Below are 20165 nucleotides of genomic sequence, written 5' to 3'. Positions count from 1 at the left end.
GGTTGACTTCCCGGCATGCTCACCATCGACCGTGTCACCAAGCGACACGTTCTTCACGACGTCAGCTTCGAAGCCCGGCCAGGGCGGGTGACCGGGTTCCTCGGACCGAACGGCGCCGGGAAGTCCTCGACACTGCGGATCCTGCTCGGACTGGACCACCCGACGTCCGGAAAGGCCTTGGTGGACGGGGTTCCGTTCGCGCGACTGCGGCGTCCCCTTGCGAAGGTCGGTGCCATGCTTGACGGTTCCGGCGCACACCGGTCACGTACTGGCCGCGCGCACCTGAACTGGATCGCCGCCGCGGGAGGCATTCCGCGACGCAGGGTCGACGAAGTCCTGGCGACCGTGGGGCTGACTGACGCGGCCAGCAAGCGTGTCGGCCGCTACTCGCTGGGAATGGGCCGGCGCCTTGGTATCGCTGCCGCGTTGCTGGGCGATCCCGAAGCGCTCGTGCTTGACGAGCCCGTCAACGGTCTGGATCCCGAAGGCATCCGCTGGATCCGGACGTTCTTGCGCGAGTACGCCGCCGCGGGCAGAACGGTTCTGCTGTCCAGTCACCTCATGGGAGAACTCTCGGAGACGATCGACGATGTCGTCATCATCAACCACGGCCGTGTGATGGCACACGGCACGCTCGCGGAGATCACCAGAACACACCGCAGCCTGGAGGACGCGTTCTTCGCACTCACACAAGGAAACACACGATGAACGCGGTCCGAGGTGAGCTCAGCAAGCTGCGGTCGCTGCCGTCGACATGGGCTGCGGTGGCGGTCGGATTGGCTGCACCGACGGTCATCGCGATTCTCAACTCATCGTCGCTGCGCAACACAGGGAGGACATCCACGGACGTTGGCTACCAGGAACTCGCGTTCGGCGTCGTCGGCGCGATCATTCTCGGCGTTGTGCTGGCAAGCAGCGAGTACGTCACCGAAGGCGAGGACTCCGCCGCCGGACGCCAGATCGTCGCGAGCCTGACCGTCGTTCCGTCCCGAACCCGCTTACTGGCCGCGAAAATCGTGGCTCTGACGATCGCGACGACTGTTCTCGCCATCGTCGCCTCGGCGCTCACTCTGCTGAGCGTGCACGTGATTCTCGGCTACGACGTGGCGATACCCAGGGCACTCGGGATCATCGTTTACTGGGTGTTGACCAGCATGCTCGCATTCGGCATCACAGTGTTGGCACGTAACGGAATCGTCCCGCTGGCCGTGCTGATCCTGAACACCTCGGTGGTCAGCGTGACGTTCCTGCTGACGAAGCTCACGCCGTTGGCCGCCTACTTCCCCGACCTGGCCGGGGCACGGATGTTCGTCGGGAAAATGGCCGTGCCCGTCCAACTGTCCCCTGTGGTCGGGGGTTTGGTGATGACGGCATGGGTCGTAGCGGTTCTGCTCGCCGCGTTCGTGACCTTCTCCAGGAGAGACGCGTGATCAAGGCGGAGATCCTGAAACTCAACCTCCCCCCGGTAATTCTCGCGCTCATCGGCGCGCTCGGTGTCTCGGGACTTCTGGCGTTCGCGAAGGCTGGGCTCGCACCGGTCATCTACGCGCAGGCGGGCTTCGTCGTCCTCGGTGTTGTGGCTGTGACGTCGGAATACCAAGGCAGGCAGATCTACGTGACACTCACCGCGATGCCGCGGCGAGTCACGCAGCACCTGTCCAAATTGGTCGCCCTGTCGATCGTCGCGGCACCAACCGCCGTACTTGTCGTGCTGGTGGGCCGGGTGAGCGAAGGCGCCGTCTACTTGGTACTCACAACGCTGATCTCCGCGTCGGTCGCGTCGGTCGTCCGACGAAGCATCCCCGCAGTGGCAGGCCTGTTGATCTACTACTTCATCATCAGCCCGCTCCTGCACGACCGGACGTCCTTGCCCGGCACCATCGGCTACGTGATGTGGACCGTGCTCGCCGTGGGTATCTCCACAGCGTTGTTCCGTCTGCGCGACGCATAGAGTTGAGCAGCATGACGACCCGTCCGGTGTGGCGCTCACGCGCGTGGCTGACGGCCGGTGCGATCCTCGCCGTGCTGACGATCGCGTTGCTGGCCGTGGGCTCCGAGGGACCTGGCTCTGTGGTTATCCCGATCGTCATCGTCGTGACCGCCATCAGCGTGACGGGCTGGACCGTCGTACGTGCACGCTGGCAACGTCGTGAGTACGAAGCCCGCCTCACCGCGTGGGCGGCTGCCGAGGCCACGCATCACGAACGGCTCAGGATCGCCAGGGAACTGCACGACATTGTCTCGCACGGGCTCGGCATGATCACGCTCCGAGCCACCGCCGCACAACGCGTTCAAGGCGATCAACGGGAGACCGAGCGCGATCAGGCCCTCGCCGACATCGTGCACGCGAGCAGGCACGCGATTTCAGAACTACGGCGCATGCTGACCGTACTGCGCGATACGGACGACGCTCCCCTGCGTCCAGTGCAGAACCTGTCGGACATTCCCGCGCTTGTCGACGCCGCCCGCGCCGCCGGGCTGGCACCGCGATTGACCATGGGCACGCTCGGCGAGGTCTCCCCTGGCGTACAGGCAACCGTTTGCGCCATCATTCGCGAGGCCATCGCCAACACCACGCGGTACGCGGGTCCGGCGGAGATCCGGATCGCCGTGCGGCGCGAAGGCGACACGATCATCGTGTCGGCTGAAGACGACGGGCCGAGCACGTCATGGCAGCCCACCCGGGGCGCAGGCCATGGCCTGGCCGGGCTTCGTGAAAGGGTGGACGCACTCGGCGGTGACCTGGTCACCGGCCGAGCAGGCAACGGGTTCCGCGTCACCGCACGCCTACCTGACGGAGAGGTTCTGTGATCGACGTCCTGCTCGTCGACGATCAGCAGTTGCTCCGGCACAGCCTCGCGATCATCATCAACGCCGCGCCCGACATGACCGTTGTCGGCGAAGCGGGCGACGGATCCGAAGCCGTCACGTTGGCACGGCAGCTGCGCCCGGACGTCGTCCTGATGGACATCCGGATGCCCGGCCAGGACGGCATCGTGACCACCCGCCAGATCAGCCAAGAACTCACCGGGACGCGAGTCCTCGTACTGACCATGTTCGAACTCGACGAGTACGTCTACGGTGCCCTGCGCGCGGGCGCGTCCGGGTTCCTGCTCAAGGACACCAACCCGGACGACCTCCTGGCGATGGTCCGGCGTACCCACGCGGGCGAGTCCCTTTTCGCACCGGCGATCCTCACGCGGCTGGTCGAGCACTACCTCGCCACGCCACGGCATCAGCCGCCACGACCAGACGGCCTGACCCAACGCGAGGCGGAGATCCTCACGCACATCGGCCGCGGACTGTCCAACGACGAGATCGCCACGGCACTGACCATCTCGGTCAAGACCGTGAAGACGCACATCAGCCGGTTGTTGAGCAAGCTCGCGGCGCGTGACCGGGCTCAGCTGGTGATCGCGGCCTACGAACTGGGCCTGGTCACCCCGCGCAATTAGGAGAAATGGTCGGGGTGCGGCCCGACGCGCGTGTCGTTGTGCATCTCCGAGAGGGTCATCACGTCGTCCTCGGCGAGCTCGAAATCGAAGATGTCGAGGTTCTCGCGGATCCGGGACGGTGTGACCGACTTCGGGATCACCACGTTGCCCAGCTCCAGGTGCCAGCGCAGGATCACCTGGGCAGGGGACTTGCCGTACTTCTCGGCCATCAGGCGGATGCTCTCGTCGTGCACGAGCCGTCCGTTGGCCAGCGGGCTCCACGCCTCGGTCACGATGCCGTGCTCGCTGTGGTAGGCGCGCAGGTTGTCCTGGACGAGGTTCGGGTGCAGCTCGATCTGGTTGAGCGCGGGGACCGTGTTGGTCTCCTCGCTGAGCCTGCGCAGGTGCGGGATCTGGAAGTTCGACACACCGATCGCCCGGACCCGGCCGTCGGCCTCGAGCTTCTCCAGTGCCTTCCACGTCTGCACGAAGTCGCCGCGGGCCGGTGCGGGCCAGTGGATCAGGAACATGTCGATGTAGTCGAGGCCGAGCCTGGTCAGGCTCTCGTCGAACGCCCGCAGTGCGGCGTCGTAGCCCTGCGCGTTCTTCCACAGCTTGGTGGTGACGAACAACTCGTCCCGCGGCACGCCCGAGCGGACGAGAGCCTTGCCGACGGCTTCCTCGTTGCCGTAGATCGAGGCCGTGTCGAAGCTGCGGTAGCCCGCGTCGATCGCCGTGGCGATCACGTCGGCGACCATGCTGTCGTGCACCAACGCCATCCCGAAGCCCACCTGCGGGATGGACACGCCGTTGCTCATCTCAACGACAGGAACCTCGCCCATCAACGAACAGCCCTTCCGACTCCACATGGCGTAACGCCCACGGATGGTAGTGGCTCACCCGAGGCAGGCACGCACCGCGGCCAGTTCGGCCTGCGTAATGCCGGTATGCGGGTCGACGCGGACGAGTTCGGACATCAGCCCGGTCCTCGCGCTGAGGAACTCGTCACGTGCTTTCGTGTACATGTCGAAGTCGTCGTCCAGCCAGACGAGCGGACGGCCCCGCGCGTAGCGGGCCACTGCCGCGAACTTCCACTCCGTCCCGGTTTGCCCGAACTCGATGACCGGCAGAACCGGCAGCCCGATCGCCGGGCCGATCATCGTGTTCGCCTTGTGCTCCCACGTCGTCGCCCAGACCAGTTCGGCGGACCCGGCCGCGTCGAGCAGGGCGCGGCCGTGGCCGGGGTTGAGCCACATCCGCAGCGGCCGCCGCCTGCTCCAGCCGGCGAGCCGGAACTTGTGCTCGTGGAAGCCCGCCGGTTTCGCGTCCGCCTTGGCGGCGAACGGATTCAGCGGGCCGTCCACGTCGAGGAGCAGGAGCGGCCGCACACCCGCGACCTTAGAGGAATTCGGCCAGTGCCTTGAGCACCGCCTCGGGCTGTTCCTCCGGCAGGAAGTGCCCGGCCTTGGCGATCTTGCCGAGCTTGACGTTGGTTCCCTTGTCCGGCAACGAGTACTGCAGCGTGTCGTTGTACTCCGCGGCGAGCCCGAGCATCGGCGCGGTGATCTTGGAATACCCCTTCTGGTCCTCGATGTCCTGGTAGAAAGCCTGATACCAGGCGTTGCCCGCGCGGATGGCGTCCGGTCGGTCGTAGGCGGCCGCGTAGATCGCCCGGTCCCGGTCGCCGACCGAGGTCTTGTCGACCAGGATCGTGTCGAACAGCCAGTCCACCATGTACCGGAACCGGCCGGTGAGCAGTTGCTCGGGCAGGCACCGGACCTGGTTGAAGGCGAACCACCAGACGTGCACCGGTGTGCCGGGCGGGGCCAGCAGCGGGATCCTGAACAGGTTCTCGTCCGGGTGCGACACGTCCAGCAGGCTGACGGTCCTGGTCGCGCCGGGGTGGTTGGCGGCGAAGCTGAACGCGACCATCGCGCCGATGTCGTGCCCAATTATGTCCACAGTGGAGTATCCGAGCCCGCAGACGAGTTCGTAGATGTCCCGCGCCATGGTCTTCTTGTCGTAGCCGCCCGCCGGTTTGTCCGAACCGCCCTGGCCACGCAGATCCACGGCGATCACCCGGTACTTCGCCGCCAGCGCCGGCATGATCTTGTGGAATTCCCACCATGTCTGCGGCCAGCCCGGCACCAGCACCACCGGTCTGCCGCGGCCTCCGGTGACGTAATGCATCCGGATGCCGTTGACGTTCGCGTATCCGCTGCGGAAACCCGGCAAGGACGCACTCACCGTGTCGGCTGCGGCTGCCGGAGCGCCGAGAACCGCCGAGGCAGCGGTGATCGAGAAAAGGTTACGCCGGTTCAGTGCCATGTGTGATCACCTGTAGCCACGGAAGAAGGTGCGGAGGTCGCCGGTCAGCAGGTCCGGTGCGTCGACGCCGGAGTAGTGCCCGCCACGGTCGAACTCCGACCAGTGCACGATGTTGTGGTCGCGTTCGGCCAGCGGCCGAATGGCTTTGAAGTCGTGGGCGAACACCGCGACACCAGTCGGCACCGTGCCACGTGACGGTGTTTCCTCGCCCTGGTGCGCGTTCTCGTAGTACAGCCGGGCAGCCGAACCCGCTGTGTTGGTGAACCAGTAGAGCGACGCGACAGTCAGGATGAAGTCGTCGTCGAGTGCCTTGTCCATCTCCGCCGGGTGGTCGCCGAAACCACGGATCAGGTCCATCACCCACGCCAACTGCCCCACAGGTGAGTCCGCGAGCGCGTGCGCCAGCGTCTCCGGCCGCGTCGACTGGAGCTTGTTGAAACCCGAGTGCTCGTCCATGAACCGCTGCAGGAACGCCAGCCTGCCGTACTCCTCAGGACCGAAGCGGTCGAACTCGGCCGGGTCCCCGCTGGGGAACGAGAACACCTGGGTCACGTGCACGGCTGGAATCTTCTCGGCGGCGACCCTGGCGAGGACCGGCGTGATCATCGAGCCCGCGTCGTTTCCTGCGGCGCCGTAACGCTCATATCCCAAGCGGCGCATCAACTCCGCCCACGCCTTGGCGATGCGGGTGTCGTTCCAGCCCGCGTCCGGCGCCGGGCCGGAGAACGGGAATCCCGGGATGGCGGGAATGACCAGATGGAACGCGTCGGCCGGATCCCCGCCGTGGGACCGCGGGTCGGTCAACGGCCCGATCACATCGAGGTACTCGACGAACGTGCCGGGCCAGCCGTGCGTCAGGATCAGCGGGAACGCGTCCGGTTCCGGCGAGCGCACGTGCAGGAAGTGCACGTGCGCGCCGTCGATCTCGGTGTGGAACTGCGGGAAGCTGTTGATCCGTTCCTCGTGGACGCGCCAGTCGTAGCCGTCCGTCCAGTAGGCGGCGAGTCGCTTCAGCTCCTGTGTGGGCACGCCGCGGTCCCAGCCGGGTAACTGCTCCGAGGTCCAGCGGACACGGGTCAACCGGTCGGCCAAGTGGTCGAGCTCGGCCGGCGGGATGTCGATCATCCGGAAAGGCGTGATGTCTTCGCTGCTCATGCCGGACAGCCTGACGTCCGGCGGACCAGAGTGTGAGAGACGGCCACGCCCTTCAGTCAGGGCTGAAAGCCGTGGAACGCCTCGATCGCCTGCTGGACCCGCGATCCGGCCGCGAAGTCGGCGAGATCGGGCGATGCGACACCACGAATCGCGTTGGCGAACAACGAAAGCCTGGTCGCTTCGCTGCCGTGGTTGTCCAATTCGACCGGTTGCCAGCCGTCGCCTTCGGTCACGAACAACTGCGCCCAGTCACGCAGCAGGAAAGACCGGCGAGTCCCCCAGATCACCCACTCGTAGAGTTCGGGCCCGGCCATGTCGGCCACCGCTGACACGTGCACCGGCACGTCACCGGCCCTCAGCAGGCCGCGAGCGGCGATCTCGGCACCGGCGCCCGCATAGTCCACACTGGTCCCGACCGCGCGCGGCGGGCCGACGAGCCGGTCGGTCAGATAGATGAAGTGGGACAACACTTCCCGCACGAACCCGCCTTGCTCGCGCTGCGCGAGCCAGGTCGCGGTCGCCTGGAAGTCCCGTGGCCAGCGCGGGAACTGCAGCCGGATGTCGACGCCACGGATCGTGCCGAGGTCCTGCTCGGCGACGTACCGCACGGCGTCCCGGTCGGACAGTGCAAAGTTGACGGCGTTCGCCAGGCCGGTCCGCGTCGCGGCTTCAAGCATTCGCTTGCCGTCTTCGAGGTTCACGGCCAACGGCTTCTCGCAGAAGACCGCCTTGCCCGATTCGAACGCGGCGACTGCGAGGTCGGCGTGGAAGTTCGGCGGTGTGGCGATGTAGACGGCATCCACATCGGACGCGTTGACCACGTCGAGCGGGTTGGTGGTGAAGGGCACCCCGGGATCCGCCGGGGCGAGGTCGCTCGCGCGGGTCACCGTGAAGTCCGGGTGGTCCAGGGCGACTTCGAGCATCCTCCTGCCCATCACGCCCAGTCCGATGATGCCCAGCCGTATCTCGCTCATGGACACATCTTTGCTCATCTCATCCCGGCGCGAAGGCGCGCGGGTCGTCCAGCAGCGGCTGGAAAGCCAGCTCGGCGGCGCCGAGCAGGACGCTGTCGGCCCGCTCACCCGGCGTGATCGGCACGTGTGCCAGATCTGCCAGGAACGCCCGTTCCGCCAGCTTGCGCCGGACGATCTCCGGCTCGAGCGAGTAGAGCTTGCCAAGGGTGCCGCCGAGCACGATCCGGTCAGCGTCGACGATGTTGGCCAGGCTGCCGAGTCCGATGGCCAGACGGGTGTTCACCCGGTGCACGGCTTCGAGCACGTCGTCAGCCGGATCGGCCATCAGGGACTCGACCTTCGCGGCGACTTCCCGCAACGGCAGCTCGATGCCCAGCAACCGCAGCAGCGCGCGGTGATCCGCCTCGACTTCAAGGCATCCTGTTGAGCCACAAGGACATGGCGCGCCGCCGGGGTCGACGGTGATGTGGCCCGGCTCGATCGCATAGCCGTGGGCGCCGAGGAAAAGGCGTCCCTCGCTGACCACTCCCCCGCCGAGCCCGACGTTCCCGGTCGTCAGGTAGAGCAGCTGGCGCGATCCCCTTCCCGCGCCATGCCTGTGTTCGGCGAGGGCGGCCAGGTTGGCGTCGTTGGCGATCGCGACCGGCAGGGTCAGGTGCTCCTCGAACAGCTCTTGCAAGTGCAGACCGGGCCAGCCGAGGTGCAGCGCGGCCGGGGCGTAGCCGTCGGCGCGCACCGGTGAGGGCACGGCCACACCGAAGCCGAGGACGTTCGGCCCGACGTGGGAGGTCATCAGCTCGCAGAGCTCGTCGAGCGCTTCGGACGGCTGCGGGTTGCGCAGCGGAAGCGTTGAGCGGGACAGGACTTTTCCGCCGAGGCCGACCGTGCCGACCGTGAACCCGTCCGGCTGGATCTGCGCGGCGACCACTGTCGGGGCCTCCGAGGGGATGGCCACCTGGTGCGACGGCCGTCCACCCTCGGGCTTTCCGCCGGTCCGGTCGATCCGCACGAGGGACCGGTCGGCCAGCTCACCGAGCAGGTATCCCATCACGCTGCGCCCGCAGCCGAGCCGGTCGGTCAGCTCGGCGCGGCTGGCTTGGCCGCCGGAGACGTGCAGCGCCAGCAACAGCTGCCCAAGCGTGTCCTTGGGCGCTTGTATCGCGCCGCCCATCCCCGTACTGTACCTTTGTACAGCAGCTGCACAAACGAGGGGTTACCTTGACCGTCCTAGGCCTGTTCGCGGGCACACTGACCACGCTCGCCTTTCTGCCGCAGGTGGTGCGGTGTTTCCGCACGAGAAGCACCGGCGATCTGTCGTGGGCATGGATCCTGATGATGTGCGCGGGCGTCGGCACGTGGTTCGTCTACGGCCTGCTCGGCGCGGACCTGCCGGTGATCGTCGCCAACGGCATCACGCTCGTGCTCGTCGCCGCGCTCGGTGTGATCAAGGCGGTCCACCAACGAGAAGTTCCCGCGTGAGCACCTCGTTCCACCACTGCTCGACCCGATCGGCCGACCAGCCGCGTTCGTTGATCAACGTCAGATAGACATCGATGTTGCACAGGGCCGCGTACACGTCGACGGCCGTGCCGATGTCCAGCCGCAACCGCGGCCATCCCGAGAACACCTGGATCCGCGTCTCGTCGACGCCGGGCTGGGTCAGTCTCAGATTCGAGTTCTTCGACCATACGAGGCCCGTCAGCACTTAGATCTGCCGAGTCCGCCACGGCCAACGCGAGCCCGGTCTTGTTGCCGTAGACCGAATACACGGTCGGCACGGACACGCCCGCCTCCCGTGCCACGTCCCGCACAGTCGTGGCTGCCCAGCCCTGCTCCACGAAGAGCTTTCTCGCCGCCCGGGCGATGCTGGGCTGGGCTTCGCGATCCTGATCGTCCTCGGCAACGCCATCGCCGTGCCAGCCGGGCTGCCCACCCCGGGCACCGCGTTCCCCGACGCAGCCAAGTTCTTCTCGGGTGACAGCGCGGCTTTGCACATCGCTTCGGCCCTCGGTCCGCTCAGCTGGGTGCTGGCCACGATCTTCGGCGTAGGCGCGGTCGCCCTGTGGTCGGCCGAGCCAGGCTGGGCCCTGGTCGGCCTGTCCATGGGCGGCCTGTGGTCTGGCCTTATCCGCCGCTGGCGCGCCGTGCTGGGCTTCTCCTCCGCGGTATTGCTGTTCGGCTCCGCGACCTTGTCCGTCGGCTTGATCGGGTTGTTCGGCTGGCTACTGTGGGTTGTCTGGATCGGCACGTACGGCGTCACCTTGATCCGCCTGAGGAGCTAGCTTGCAGACCGTTCGGAAAGATGTCGTGGTTGTCGGTTTGGGCGCGTTCGGATCGGCGGCGCTCTGGCGTCTCGCCGCACGAGGCCTGAACGTGGCGGGGATCGAGCAACACGGCATCGGCCACGACCAAGGCTCATCTCACGGTGGCACAAGGCTGTTCCGAATCGCGTGTATGGAACACCCCGGCCTGTCGCCGATCGCGCTGAAGTCTCTGGAGCTGTGGACCGCGCTCAGCGCGGAAACCGGTGAAACCTACGTAAGCCAAACCGGCCTGCTCTACGTCGGGAATCCGGACAGCAAAGCCATCACCGGCCCGCAAGAAGCAGGCGTTGCGGTCGAGCTGCTCACCCACTCACAGGTTGTCGAACGCCAACCGCAGTACAACGTCCAACCTGGACAGGTCGGCGTCTGGGATCCCGGCGCGGGCATCTGCTATCCCGAACGCAATGTCCGCGCCCATGTCGCTGCGGCCCAACGGCTCGGCGCGGACGTGCACGCGAACACCAACGTCCTCGCCATCGAAGGCACCACGGTCTACACGCCGACGCTGGTGATCGAGGCGGACCAGGTCGTCATCGCGGCCGGTGCCGGGTTGCGGCACTTCGTCCCGGATCTGCCGCTCAAGCACGTACCGACGCCGGTGAACTGGTTCCGCCCCAAGGACTCCTTCACCCTCGAGAAGTTCCCGGCGTTCGTCTGGCACTTCTCGGACGAAATGGGCCTGTGGGGCCACGGCTCAGCGCAGGACTACGCCGTCAAGATCGGCGCACACCCACTGGACACGGTCAACGTCGAAGACGCTGTCGCACAAGCATTCCCGGAGCTGGATCCGAAGCCGTTCGACGTCAAACCCTGCCACGTCACCGATTCACCCGACGAGCAGTTCCTCGTCGGACGGATCAGCGACCACGTGACCATCGCGGGCGGCGACAGCGGCCACGGCTTCAAACACTGCGCAGGCATCGGCGAACTGCTCGCCCAGATCGCCACCGGCGAACCCACCTACTGCCCGATCGACTTCATGAACCCCACCAGATTCGCCTCACAAGTGAAGAACCCGGCAGACCACTGACAGGTCCGCCGGGCTCAACGGTAGCCAGATCAGGCGAGGTCGAAGCGGTCGAGCTCCATCACCTTGGTCCAGGCCGCGACGAAGTCGGTCACGAACCTCTCGCGGGCGTCATGGCTGGCGTAGACCTCCGCGAGCGCCCGCAACTGCGAGTTCGAGCCGAAGATGAGGTCGACCGCGGTGGCGGTCCACTTCACCTCGTCGGTCACCGAGTCGCGGATCTCGTACACGTGCTCCTCGGACTCCGACGCCTTCCACCGGGTCCCCGGCGCGAGCAGGTTGGCGAAGTAGTCGTTGGTGAGCACTCCCGACCGGTCGGTGAGCACACCGTGCTGCGTGCCGCCGAAGTTGGCCCCGAGGGAGCGCAGGCCGCCGACGAGAACGGTCATCTCGGGTGCCGTCAGGTTGAGCATGTACGCGCGGTCGACCAGCAGCACCTCCGGCTGGAGCTTCTCGCCGGGCCGCAGGTAGTTGCGGAACCCATCGGCGCGGGGCTCGAGTACCCGGAACGACTCGACATCGGTCTGCTCCTGGCTGGCGTCAGTGCGTCCCGGGTGGAACGGCACGGTCACGTCGAAGCCCGCGTCGCGCGCCGCCTTCTCGACCACAGCCGAACCGGCCAGCACGATCAGGTCGGCGAGTGAGATCTTCGCGCCGCCGGCCTGGTTGAACTCCCGCTGGATGCCCTCGAGGGACTCCAGCACCTTCGCGAGCTGCTCCGGCTGGTTGACCTCCCAGTCGCGCTGCGGCTCAAGGCGGATCCGGGCGCCGTTGGCGCCGCCGCGCTTGTCGGTGGACCGGAAGCTCGCGGCGGACGCCCACGCGGTCGTGACCAGCTGCGCGGTGGTGAGACCGGAGTCGAGGACCTTCGCCTTGAGGGCTTCGATGTCGGCGTCACCCACGAGCTCGTGGTCGACCGCGGGCACCGGGTCCTGCCACAGCTGAGGCTCGGGCACCCACGGGCCGAGGAAGCGGCTGACCGGGCCCATGTCGCGGTGCAGCAGCTTGTACCAGGCCTTGGCGAACGCCAGCGCGAACTCGTCGGGGTTTTCCAGGAAGCGGCGGGAGATCTTCTCGTACGTCGGGTCGACGCGCAGCGCCAAGTCTGTCGTGAGCATGGTCGGCTTGTGCTTCTTGGCCGGGTCGAAGGGGTCCGGGATGATCTCCTCGGCGTCCTTGGCGACGTACTGCTTGGCGCCGCCGGGGCTCGTGGTGAGCTCCCACTCGTAGCCGAAGAGGATCTCGAAGAAGCGGTTGCTCCACTGAGTCGGCTTGTCGGTCCAGGTGACCTCCAGGCCGCTGGTGATCGTGTCGGCGCCCTTGCCGCTGCCGTACGTGCTCAGCCAGCCAAGGCCCTGTGCCTCCAGCGGAGCGCCCTCCGGCTCGGGGCCCACGTGCTCGTCGGAGATGCCGGCGCCGTGGGTCTTGCCGAAGGTGTGGCCACCGGCGATCAGCGCGACGGTCTCCTCGTCGTTCATTGCCATCCGGGCGAAGGTCTCCCGGATGAAGTGCGCCGCCGCGGCCGGGTCCGCGTTGCCGCGAGGACCCTCCGGGTTGACGTAGATCAGCCCCATCTCGGTCGCGCCGACCTCGGGCGCCATCTCCGAGTCGCTGACGTAGCGCTCGTCACCCAGCCAGGCGTCCTCCGGGCCCCAGAAGATCTCCTCCGGCTCCCAGACGTCCTCGCGGCCGAACCCGAAGCCGAAGGTCTTGAAGCCCATCGACTCCATGGCGACGTTGCCCGCGAGCACGAGCAGGTCGGCCCACGAGATCTTCTGGCCGTACTTCTGCTTGACCGGCCACAGCAGACGGCGGGCCTTGTCCAGGTTGGCGTTGTCAGGCCAGCTGTTGAGCGGGGCGAAACGCTGACCGCCGTCGCCCGCACCGCCGCGGCCGTCGTGGATGCGGTAAGTGCCGGCGGCGTGCCAGCTCATCCGGATCATCAGACCGCCGTAGTGGCCGAAGTCGGCGGGCCACCAGTCCTGCGAGGTGGTCAGCACCTCGACGATGTCACGCTTGAGAGCCTCGACGTCGAGCTTGGCGAACTCCTCGGCGTAGCTGAAGCTCTCGCCGAGCGGGTTGCCCTTCGACGAATGGGTGTGCAGCACCGAGAGGTCGAGCTGGTTGGGCCACCAGTCGCGGTTCGTGCGCGGACGGCCGCCCGTCTTCGGGGTCGGCGAGTCGATCGCCGGGTTCTCGCTCTCGCTGCCGTGCGCGGTCACGGAGTCGTGCGCGACCGGGCAGCCGGCCGCCGCCTTCTCGTCCACGCCCTGTGCACTCGACGGGGGCGTTGTCGTTGGGTCGCTCATCTGTTTCCTTCCGAGCTGGTCATGGACAGGTGCAGTCGGGGCAGGTGCCCCAATAGACGACCTCCGCCTCGTCGACCACGTAGCCGTGGTCATTCGAGGGGGTGAGGCAGGGGGCGTGACCGACCACGCAGTCGACGTCCGCGATCGCGCCGCAACCGCGGCACACGACGTGGTGATGGTTGTCCCCCACCCGGGACTCGTACCGGGCGATCGCACCGGCAGGCTGAATGCGCCGCACCAGGCCTGCGTCGGTCAGTGCCCGCAGCACGTCGTAGATCGCCTGATGGGACACCTTCGGGTGATCGGCCCGTACCAACGCGATCACCGTTTCGGTGTCGACGTGCGGGTTGTCGCGCAGCGCGGCGAGCACCGCCAGACGTGGCCTGGTCACGCGCAAAGAGACCGACCGCAGCTGCGCCTCGAAGTCGGACGCCACGCACCCACCATAGATGGCTTATCTGGAACGGGTCAAAACAACTACCGGGCCAATTTCACGTTTCCCTCGTCCGTGTCCAGGACAGCGAACAGCCCTTGTGAGCGGGGGCCGCTCACAAGGGCTGTCACACAGCAGAATTCAGACCCTGTTGTACTGGTAGTACCAGCCGCCTTCGGCCTGGTAGCAGCCCCAGGCCGGGAAAGCCTGGTTGGTTCTTTCCTTGTCGGGCTGACAGGTCTCCTTGCTCGGGTACGGCCCGACGGTGATCCAGTTCGTTGCCTGCGCCACGCCAGGCGTGGCGAGTGCGATCACAGCGACGGCAGCGAGGCCGGCGGTGACAACGCGCATTGTTGCCCTCCTCGGTGGTGACTCGACGACATCGTGCCCGCCGCCGCCCACCCCGCCACACCGCCGATTGGCAGCTATGGTCTAGTCCAATACAACCGACAATGTTATTTAACCCCAACGGAATCACGGTCACGGAAGCCCTGGACACCGTCGGTCACCGAGTCGAACTGCCCCGAGAATCGGTGGACAACCCCACCCGTCAGCGGCGGAGAAACGAAGGACCGCCAGGCGCCAAGCACCTGGCGGTCACTCCCGCGTGTTCTCAGCTGGTGTACGCGTCCAGAGGCGGGCAGGAGCAGACGAGGTTGCGGTCGCCCTTGGCGCCGTCGATCCGGCGGACGGGCGGCCACGCCTTCGGACGGTCGGAGGTCACCGGGAACGCGGCGATCTCGCGGCTGTACGGGTGGTTCCACTCGCCGGCGATCGATGCCGCGGTGTGCGGGGCGTTGCTGAGCGGGTTGTCGTCCGCTGGCCATTCGCCCGCGCCGACCTTGTCGATTTCCTTCTTGATCGCGATCATGGCTTCGCAGAAGCGATCCAGCTCGGCGAGGTCCTCGCTCTCGGTCGGCTCCACCATCAGCGTGCCCGCCACCGGGAACGACATCGTCGGGGCGTGCAGGCCGTAGTCGGCCAAGCGCTTGGCCACGTCGTCGACCGTCACGCCGGTCGCCTTGGTGATCGGCCGCAGGTCCAGGATGCATTCGTGGGCAACGAATCCGCCCTCGCCGGTGTACAGCACCGGGTAGTGCTCGTCCAGCCGCCGGGCCACGTAGTTCGCGGCGGCCACGGCGGTCAGGGTCGCGTTGCGCAGGCCGTCAGCGCCCATCATGCGCACGTACGCCCACGAGATCGGCAGGATCGACGCGCTGCCCCACGGCGCCGCGCTGATCGGGCCGACGCCGGTCTTCGGGCCTGCCAGCGGCTGCAACGGGTGGTTCGGCAGGAACGGCGCCAGGTGCTCACGCACACCGATCGGGCCGACACCCGGGCCGCCGCCACCGTGCGGGATGCAGAACGTCTTGTGCAGGTTCAGGTGTGACACGTCCGAGCCGAACCGGCCGTACTGCGCCAAGCCGATCAACGCGTTCAGGTTGGCGCCGTCGACGTACACCTGGCCGCCCGCGTCGTGCACGAGGGCACATACCTCGCGCATGGTGTCCTCGTACACGCCGTGGGTCGACGGGTACGTGATCATGATCGCTGCGAGGTCGTCCTTGTGATCCTGCACCGACGCCCGCAGGTGGTCCATGTCGATGTTGCCGTTGTCGTCGCACTTCACGACCGCGACGCGCATCCCGGCCATCACCGCGGAGGCGGCGTTGGTGCCGTGCGCGCTCGCGGGGATCAGGCAGACGTCACGGCCGGTCTCGCCACGGTCGCGGTGGTAGGCCCGGATCGCCAGCAGACCGGCGAACTCACCCTGGCTGCCCGCGTTGGGCTGCAACGAAACCGCGTGGTAGCCGGTGATCTGGGCCAGCCAGCTCTCCAGGTCGGTGATGATCTCCAGCAGCCCGGACGCGTGCTCCGCCGGGGCGAACGGGTGCAGGCTGGCGAACTCCGGCCACGTGATGGGCTCCATCTCCGCGGTCGCGTTCAGCTTCATCGTGCACGAACCGAGCGGGATCATGCTCCGGTCGAGCGCGATGTCCTTGTCGGACAACGCACGCAGGTAACGCAGCAGCGCGGTCTCCGAGCGGTGTGTGTGGAACACCGGGTGCGTCAAGTACTCCGAGGTCCGGACCAGCTCGGCGGGGATGATGTCCTCAGTGGACGCATCAAGCACATCGACGTCACCGGAGACGCCGAATGCCTCCCACAGCGCCGAAATGTGCGCACGCGTGGTGGTCTCGTCGCACGAGATCGCGACGTGGTCACCGTCCACAAGCCACAGGTTGATGTCACGCTCACGAGCCGCGTTCACGACATCCGAAGCACGCCCCGGCACGCGGACCCGGATCGTGTCGAAGAACTGCGAGTGCACCACATCGACGCCACCGGCACGCAGACCAGCCGCCAGCACAGTCGCCATCCTGTGTGCGCGCAAGGCAATCGACTTCAGGCCCGCCGGGCCGTGGTAGACCGCGTACATCGACGCGACCACCGCGAGCAGAACCTGCGCGGTACAGATGTTGCTGGTCGCCTTCTCCCGGCGGATGTGCTGCTCACGGGTCTGCAGCGCCAGCCGGTAGGCCATCGAACCGTCGACGTCGGTGCTCACGCCGACCAGGCGGCCGGGAAGCTGGCGCTCAAGTCCCTTGCGCACAGCCATGTATCCGGCGTGCGGGCCACCGAAGCCCATCGGCACACCGAACCGCTGAGTCGTCCCGACGACGACGTCCGCGCCGATCTCACCCGGCGGCCGCAGCAGCGTCAGCGACAGCAGATCCGACGCCACGACCACCTGCGCGCCACGCCCGTGCGCTTGCTCGATCAGCGCCGCGTGGTCACGGATCACGCCGCTGCCGCCGGGGTACGACAGGAGAACGCCGAAGAACTCGCCCTCGGGCAGCCCGTTGGTCAGGTCGACGACCTCGACCTCGATGCCGAGGGGCTCGGCGCGGGTCTCGATCACCGCGATCGTCTGCGGGAACGTGTCGGAATCGACCAGGAACCGCGGCGACTTGGCCTTGCCGCCGCGCCGCACCAGCGTCATGGCCTCAGCGGCGGCCGTGCCCTCGTCCAGCATCGACGCGTTGGCGACCGGCACGCCGGTCAGGTCGGCGACCATGGTCTGGAAGTTCAGCAGCGCCTCGAGCCTGCCCTGCGAGATCTCCGGCTGGTACGGCGTGTACGCGGTGTACCAGGCCGGGCTCTCCAGCACGTTGCGCAGGATCACCGGCGGCGTCACGGTGCCGTAGTAGCCAAGGCCGATCATCTGCGTGATCGGGCGGTTACGGGCAGCGAGCGCCCGGAGCTCGGCCAGCGCCTCCGCCTCGGTCGCGGCCGGCGGCAGGTCCATCACCAGGTTGGTCTCGCGGATGGAGTCCGGCACGGCCCGCTGCGCCAGGGTCTCGAGCGAACCCACGCCCACGACGTCGAGGATCTTGGCGATCTCGCCATTGCGCGGACCGATGTGCCGGTCGGCGAACGGCGTACCGTGCTCGAGGTCTGCCAGCGAGATCCGGTCCTGGGTCATCTTCTGCCTCCGGCGAGGGTCGGGCGTGCTCCGGCAAGCCCTCCCCCTCTGTCCATACCCCTTTTCACGGGGCGCCTGAGAGCTTCACCCGCAGCTAGTGCGAGTTTTCACCGTCGGCGGGGTGTGCAAACCCACTTTCCAGAGGCGTCTTCTTCGCGCGGTCCTTGGTACCTGAGAGGTTCCGGGGAGGAATTGCTCCTTCGGTGCCGGGCGGCGTATGAGCAACCCGGTCTCTCCCGCGCGACGTCGTCGACTGCCCGCCAAGGATACCCTGCGGCAGATCAACTACTGGTCAACTGTGACTGGTGTCTTGGTCACCTGGCCGACATCTTCGCCCAACTTGTCGGTGTACGGGTCGGACGAGTAGACGTTCGGGATGCATCCCTCACGGCCCGCGTCCGGGTTCTTGAGCAAGATCTCGCCGCTCGGGCAGCTCCTGTCCCCCGGGGCCGGCTGCTGACACGTCCGGCCACCTCCGGCGCGCTCGATGACCACCTCGCCGGTCATACAGATCTTCTCCGGCGAGCATCCCTGCAGGGCGCCGATCGCGGGCACGACGAGGGCCAGTCCAGCCAGCGCTCGCGCGAACCCGTTCATCACGTCCTAGCCCGCGTTGCGGGTGCGGCGACGCACGGAAAGCTCGTCGTCGTGCTGGATCAGCTCGGCGCCGTCGGCCCGCTCGGCCGGGAACTCGTGGATGGTTCCGCTGATCTCCCGCATCGCGCCGCTCACCGCGATACCGAACACGCCCTGGCCGCCCTGCAGCAGGTCGACGACCTCCTCCGGCGAGGAGCACTCGTACACGGTCGTTCCGTCGCTGAAGAGGGTGATTTTCGCGAGGTCGCGCACGCCGCGGCGGCGCAGGTGGTCGACGGCCACGCGGATGTTCTGCAGCGAGACCCCGGTGTCCAGCAGCCGCTTGACCACCTTCAACACCAGGATGTCCTTGAACGAGTACAGCCGCTGGCTGCCCGAACCGTGCGCGGTCCGGATGGACGGTGCGACCAACCCGGTGCGCGCCCAGTAGTCCAGTTGCCGGTACGTTATCCCCGCGATCTGACAGGCGGCCGGGCCGCGGTAGCCGACCAGCTCGTCCGGCAGTGAAGCGTCCGGGAACAGCTCGCCCTGTTCACCGGCGTCCACACCGGCGAGCGGACTGTCGGGCCGTTGCTCCATCACACTGCCTCCCATCGTCCCCAGCGCCCGCCCCCAGGAGCAGGAATACGCCGGTCATGAGCATTCGACGGCGGCGCCTCTAGTGGTCACGCCGTCGTCATTGGCTCGTATCTGACGGTAGGACGGGTCGGCATCCCGGTCAACGCGACGCGCGGAGCGGGGTCAATCGAGAGAAGTGGTTCACACCACGTGGACGTTTAGCCGGGCCCACGAATGGGCAGCGTGCGCACCGAAACAAGCGGACACCTGTTCGCCGGGGGCGTGCCTCAGGTGTCCGCACCTCTAAAATCCTCCGGCGAGACCGAATCCAGGAACTCGCGGAACTTCTCCACTTCGTCTTCCTGCTCGTCCGGGATGATCAGCCCGGCTTCGGCGAGCACCGAGTCCTCGGCGTGGATCGGCACGCCGATCCGCAGGGCCAGCGCCACGGAGTCGCTCGGCCTCGCCGACACCCGGATGTCGCCGTCGAAGACCAGTTCGGCGAAGAACGTGCCTTCGCGCAGGTCGGTGATCCGGACTTGCTCCAGCTCACGGCCGAGCGCGGCGATCACGTCCTTGAGCAGGTCGTGGGTCAACGGCCGGGCAGGCCGCACGCCCTGCTGTTCCAATGCGATCGCAGTGGCCTCCACCGAGCCGATCCAGATCGGCAGGTAGCGTTCGCCCTCGGTCTCGCGTAGCAACAAGATCGGCTGGTTGGCGGGCAGCTCGACCCGCACGCCAACGACGCGCATCTCGCTCATCGGCCATCGCCTCCCTCAGCACGCTCAACCGCGACGACCCCCTGCTGCCAAGAGGATCGCGCATCGTCAACAATGACGCTACCCGCCATCCGGGCCCCACGCTTGACTTCCCAGGCTTGCATATCGATCACGATGTGCGCTGTGTGCAGCTCATATGATGGCCTGTTCTAGCCGCCTGTTACCCGCTGCAACACTCTGGACACAAAAAGTGTGTGCAGGGCAACAGAAAAGAAGCTCGGGCCGAGGGATACCCCCGGCCCGCGTGCGACCAGCCTCTTTGTTGACTACCGGCCCCGGCTTACTGGCCCTGCGGACCAGTCAGGAACACCAGGCGGAACTTGCCGATCTGGACCTCGTCGCCACCGGCCAGCACGGCCTGGTCCACCGGCTCGCGGTTGACGTAGGTCCCGTTCAGGCTGCCGACGTCGATCACCACGAAGTCGGCGCCCTCCCGGCGGAATTCCGCGTGCCTGCGGGAAACCGTGACATCGTCGAGGAAGATGTCGCTGTCCGGATGACGGCCCGCACTCGTGGTGTCGCGGTCCAGCAGGAACCGTGAGCCCGCGTTCGGGCCGCGCTTCACCACGAGCAGAGCGGAACCGGAAGGCAGCGCGTCGATCCCGGCGACCTGGGGGTCCGGCTGAGGAGCCTGCTGCCCCTCGACATCGGCGAGGAAGTCGGCCCGGAAGACGGAGGTCCGCTCCGGAGACTGCTCCGGCGGAACGCCGGGTCCGTCGTTCGTGCTCACCTGAGCTCTCCTCCTGCTACTGGATTCGCT

General features: G+C 67.2%; 23 protein-coding genes, 1 pseudogene and 2 riboswitches. Of the genes and pseudogenes, 8 read left to right on the top strand and 16 right to left on the bottom strand.

The genetic code is table 11. The annotated features are described in order from the left end of the window. The first annotated feature begins 15 nt into the window (after window positions 1-15). Genes B9C43_RS29155 through B9C43_RS29135 form a run of 5 tightly spaced genes read left to right on the top strand, consistent with a single transcriptional unit; the run spans window position 16 to window position 3455 of the window. Window positions 16-708: an ABC transporter ATP-binding protein gene (locus tag B9C43_RS29155; RefSeq protein ID WP_084430142.1), complete on the top strand. Its 693-nt coding sequence runs from the start codon at window positions 16-18 to the stop codon at window positions 706-708. Next, window positions 705-1430, top strand: coding sequence for an ABC transporter permease (locus tag B9C43_RS29150; protein WP_084430141.1), 726 nt, complete (start codon window positions 705-707; stop codon window positions 1428-1430). The genes B9C43_RS29155 and B9C43_RS29150 overlap by 4 nt, the downstream gene beginning before the upstream one ends. Beyond that, window positions 1427-1951 (top strand): hypothetical protein, encoded by a 525-nt coding sequence (locus tag B9C43_RS29145; protein WP_235038893.1) that lies wholly within the window; start codon window positions 1427-1429, stop codon window positions 1949-1951. The genes B9C43_RS29150 and B9C43_RS29145 overlap by 4 nt, the downstream gene beginning before the upstream one ends. 11 nt (window positions 1952-1962) lie before the next feature. Next, window positions 1963-2811 carry a sensor histidine kinase gene (locus tag B9C43_RS29140; RefSeq protein ID WP_084430139.1) on the top strand — a complete coding sequence of 283 codons (849 nt, stop codon included), beginning with the start codon at window positions 1963-1965 and terminating at the stop codon, window positions 2809-2811. Further along, window positions 2808-3455 (top strand): response regulator, encoded by a 648-nt coding sequence (locus tag B9C43_RS29135; RefSeq protein ID WP_084430138.1) that lies wholly within the window; start codon window positions 2808-2810, stop codon window positions 3453-3455. The genes B9C43_RS29140 and B9C43_RS29135 overlap by 4 nt, the downstream gene beginning before the upstream one ends. On the opposite strand, the gene B9C43_RS29130 is transcribed toward B9C43_RS29135, so the two are convergent. Genes B9C43_RS29130 through B9C43_RS29105 form a run of 6 tightly spaced genes read right to left on the bottom strand, consistent with a single transcriptional unit; the run spans window position 3452 to window position 9062 of the window. Continuing rightward, window positions 3452-4276, bottom strand: coding sequence for an aldo/keto reductase (locus B9C43_RS29130; protein ID WP_033382851.1), 825 nt, complete (start codon window positions 4274-4276; stop codon window positions 3452-3454). The two genes, B9C43_RS29135 and B9C43_RS29130, sit on opposite strands and share 4 nt — an antisense overlap. Before the next feature lie 54 nt (window positions 4277-4330). Continuing rightward, entirely contained in the window at window positions 4331-4822 is a 492-nt protein-coding gene (locus tag B9C43_RS29125) for an HAD domain-containing protein (RefSeq protein ID WP_084430137.1), read from the bottom strand. 10 nt (window positions 4823-4832) lie between these two features. Continuing rightward, window positions 4833-5762 carry an alpha/beta fold hydrolase gene (locus B9C43_RS29120; RefSeq protein WP_084430136.1) on the bottom strand — a complete coding sequence of 310 codons (930 nt, stop codon included), beginning with the start codon at window positions 5760-5762 and terminating at the stop codon, window positions 4833-4835. A 6-nt stretch (window positions 5763-5768) separates the two neighbouring features. Beyond that, complete coding sequence (locus B9C43_RS29115) at window positions 5769-6917, bottom strand: epoxide hydrolase family protein (RefSeq protein ID WP_084430135.1); 1149 nt, start codon at window positions 6915-6917, stop codon at window positions 5769-5771. A 56-nt stretch (window positions 6918-6973) separates the two neighbouring features. Then, the gene (locus B9C43_RS29110; protein ID WP_200825734.1) at window positions 6974-7891 is read right to left on the bottom strand and encodes a Gfo/Idh/MocA family protein; all 918 of its coding nucleotides are present in this window, start codon (window positions 7889-7891) and stop codon (window positions 6974-6976) included. A 19-nt stretch (window positions 7892-7910) separates the two neighbouring features. Continuing rightward, the gene (locus B9C43_RS29105; RefSeq protein ID WP_084430134.1) at window positions 7911-9062 is read right to left on the bottom strand and encodes an ROK family protein; all 1152 of its coding nucleotides are present in this window, start codon (window positions 9060-9062) and stop codon (window positions 7911-7913) included. A gap of 47 nt (window positions 9063-9109) precedes the next feature. Here B9C43_RS29105 and B9C43_RS29100 point away from each other — a divergent pair, with 47 nt between their 5' ends. After that, on the top strand, window positions 9110-9370 hold the full coding sequence (locus B9C43_RS29100) for a SemiSWEET family sugar transporter (protein WP_033382845.1): 261 nt from the start codon (window positions 9110-9112) through the stop codon (window positions 9368-9370). Here the strand turns inward: B9C43_RS29100 and B9C43_RS58700 are convergent. Both B9C43_RS58700 and B9C43_RS60185 read right to left on the bottom strand, forming a co-directional pair. Continuing rightward, on the bottom strand, window positions 9336-9596 hold the full coding sequence (locus B9C43_RS58700) for a hypothetical protein (protein WP_235038892.1): 261 nt from the start codon (window positions 9594-9596) through the stop codon (window positions 9336-9338). The genes B9C43_RS29100 and B9C43_RS58700 overlap by 35 nt on opposite strands. A gap of 31 nt (window positions 9597-9627) precedes the next feature. Beyond that, a pseudogene (locus B9C43_RS60185) lies at window positions 9628-9885 on the bottom strand (helix-turn-helix domain-containing protein); the annotation flags it as partial. On the opposite strand from B9C43_RS60185, the gene B9C43_RS29090 reads away from it, so the two are divergent. Both B9C43_RS29090 and solA read left to right on the top strand, forming a co-directional pair. Further along, complete coding sequence (locus B9C43_RS29090; RefSeq protein ID WP_200825732.1) at window positions 9805-10173, top strand: hypothetical protein; 369 nt, start codon at window positions 9805-9807, stop codon at window positions 10171-10173. The pseudogene B9C43_RS60185 and the gene B9C43_RS29090 overlap by 81 nt on opposite strands. A 1-nt stretch (window position 10174) precedes the next feature. Beyond that, a complete protein-coding gene (gene solA, locus B9C43_RS29085; protein WP_084430131.1) occupies window positions 10175-11245 on the top strand; it encodes an N-methyl-L-tryptophan oxidase in 1071 nt (356 codons plus the stop codon). Between the two features lie 29 nt (window positions 11246-11274). On the opposite strand, the gene katG is transcribed toward solA, so the two are convergent. The 8 genes from katG to garA all read right to left on the bottom strand — a co-directional run bounded on the left by katG (window position 11275) and on the right by garA (window position 20135). Further along, window positions 11275-13551, bottom strand: coding sequence for a catalase/peroxidase HPI (katG, locus tag B9C43_RS29080; RefSeq protein WP_084430130.1), 2277 nt, complete (start codon window positions 13549-13551; stop codon window positions 11275-11277). Window positions 13552-13570: 19 nt separating this feature from the next. Continuing rightward, window positions 13571-13987: a Fur family transcriptional regulator gene (locus B9C43_RS29075; RefSeq protein ID WP_084430129.1), complete on the bottom strand. Its 417-nt coding sequence runs from the start codon at window positions 13985-13987 to the stop codon at window positions 13571-13573. A 138-nt stretch (window positions 13988-14125) separates the two neighbouring features. Further along, window positions 14126-14335 carry a hypothetical protein gene (locus B9C43_RS29070; protein ID WP_033382839.1) on the bottom strand — a complete coding sequence of 70 codons (210 nt, stop codon included), beginning with the start codon at window positions 14333-14335 and terminating at the stop codon, window positions 14126-14128. Window positions 14336-14597: 262 nt separating this feature from the next. After that, a complete protein-coding gene (gcvP, locus tag B9C43_RS29065) occupies window positions 14598-17471 on the bottom strand; it encodes an aminomethyl-transferring glycine dehydrogenase (protein WP_084430128.1) in 2874 nt (957 codons plus the stop codon). Window positions 17472-17509: 38 nt separating this feature from the next. Further along, a riboswitch (glycine riboswitch) is annotated at window positions 17510-17619 on the bottom strand. Continuing rightward, a riboswitch (glycine riboswitch) is annotated at window positions 17620-17720 on the bottom strand. A 36-nt stretch (window positions 17721-17756) separates the two neighbouring features. After that, complete coding sequence (locus B9C43_RS29060; protein ID WP_033382833.1) at window positions 17757-18068, bottom strand: hypothetical protein; 312 nt, start codon at window positions 18066-18068, stop codon at window positions 17757-17759. Between the two features lie 6 nt (window positions 18069-18074). Next, complete coding sequence (locus B9C43_RS29055) at window positions 18075-18647, bottom strand: MerR family transcriptional regulator (protein ID WP_033382832.1); 573 nt, start codon at window positions 18645-18647, stop codon at window positions 18075-18077. 266 nt (window positions 18648-18913) lie between these two features. After that, window positions 18914-19387, bottom strand: coding sequence for a bifunctional nuclease family protein (locus tag B9C43_RS29050; RefSeq protein WP_037260078.1), 474 nt, complete (start codon window positions 19385-19387; stop codon window positions 18914-18916). 298 nt (window positions 19388-19685) lie between these two features. Beyond that, complete coding sequence (garA, locus tag B9C43_RS29045) at window positions 19686-20135, bottom strand: glycogen accumulation regulator GarA (protein WP_033382831.1); 450 nt, start codon at window positions 20133-20135, stop codon at window positions 19686-19688. Window positions 20136-20165 lie beyond the last annotated feature (30 nt).

Source organism: Kibdelosporangium aridum (genome assembly GCF_900176515.1).
GTDB classification, from domain to species: Bacteria; Actinomycetota; Actinomycetes; order Mycobacteriales; family Pseudonocardiaceae; genus Kibdelosporangium; species Kibdelosporangium aridum.
This window is presented reverse-complemented; position numbering and strand designations above follow the sequence as displayed.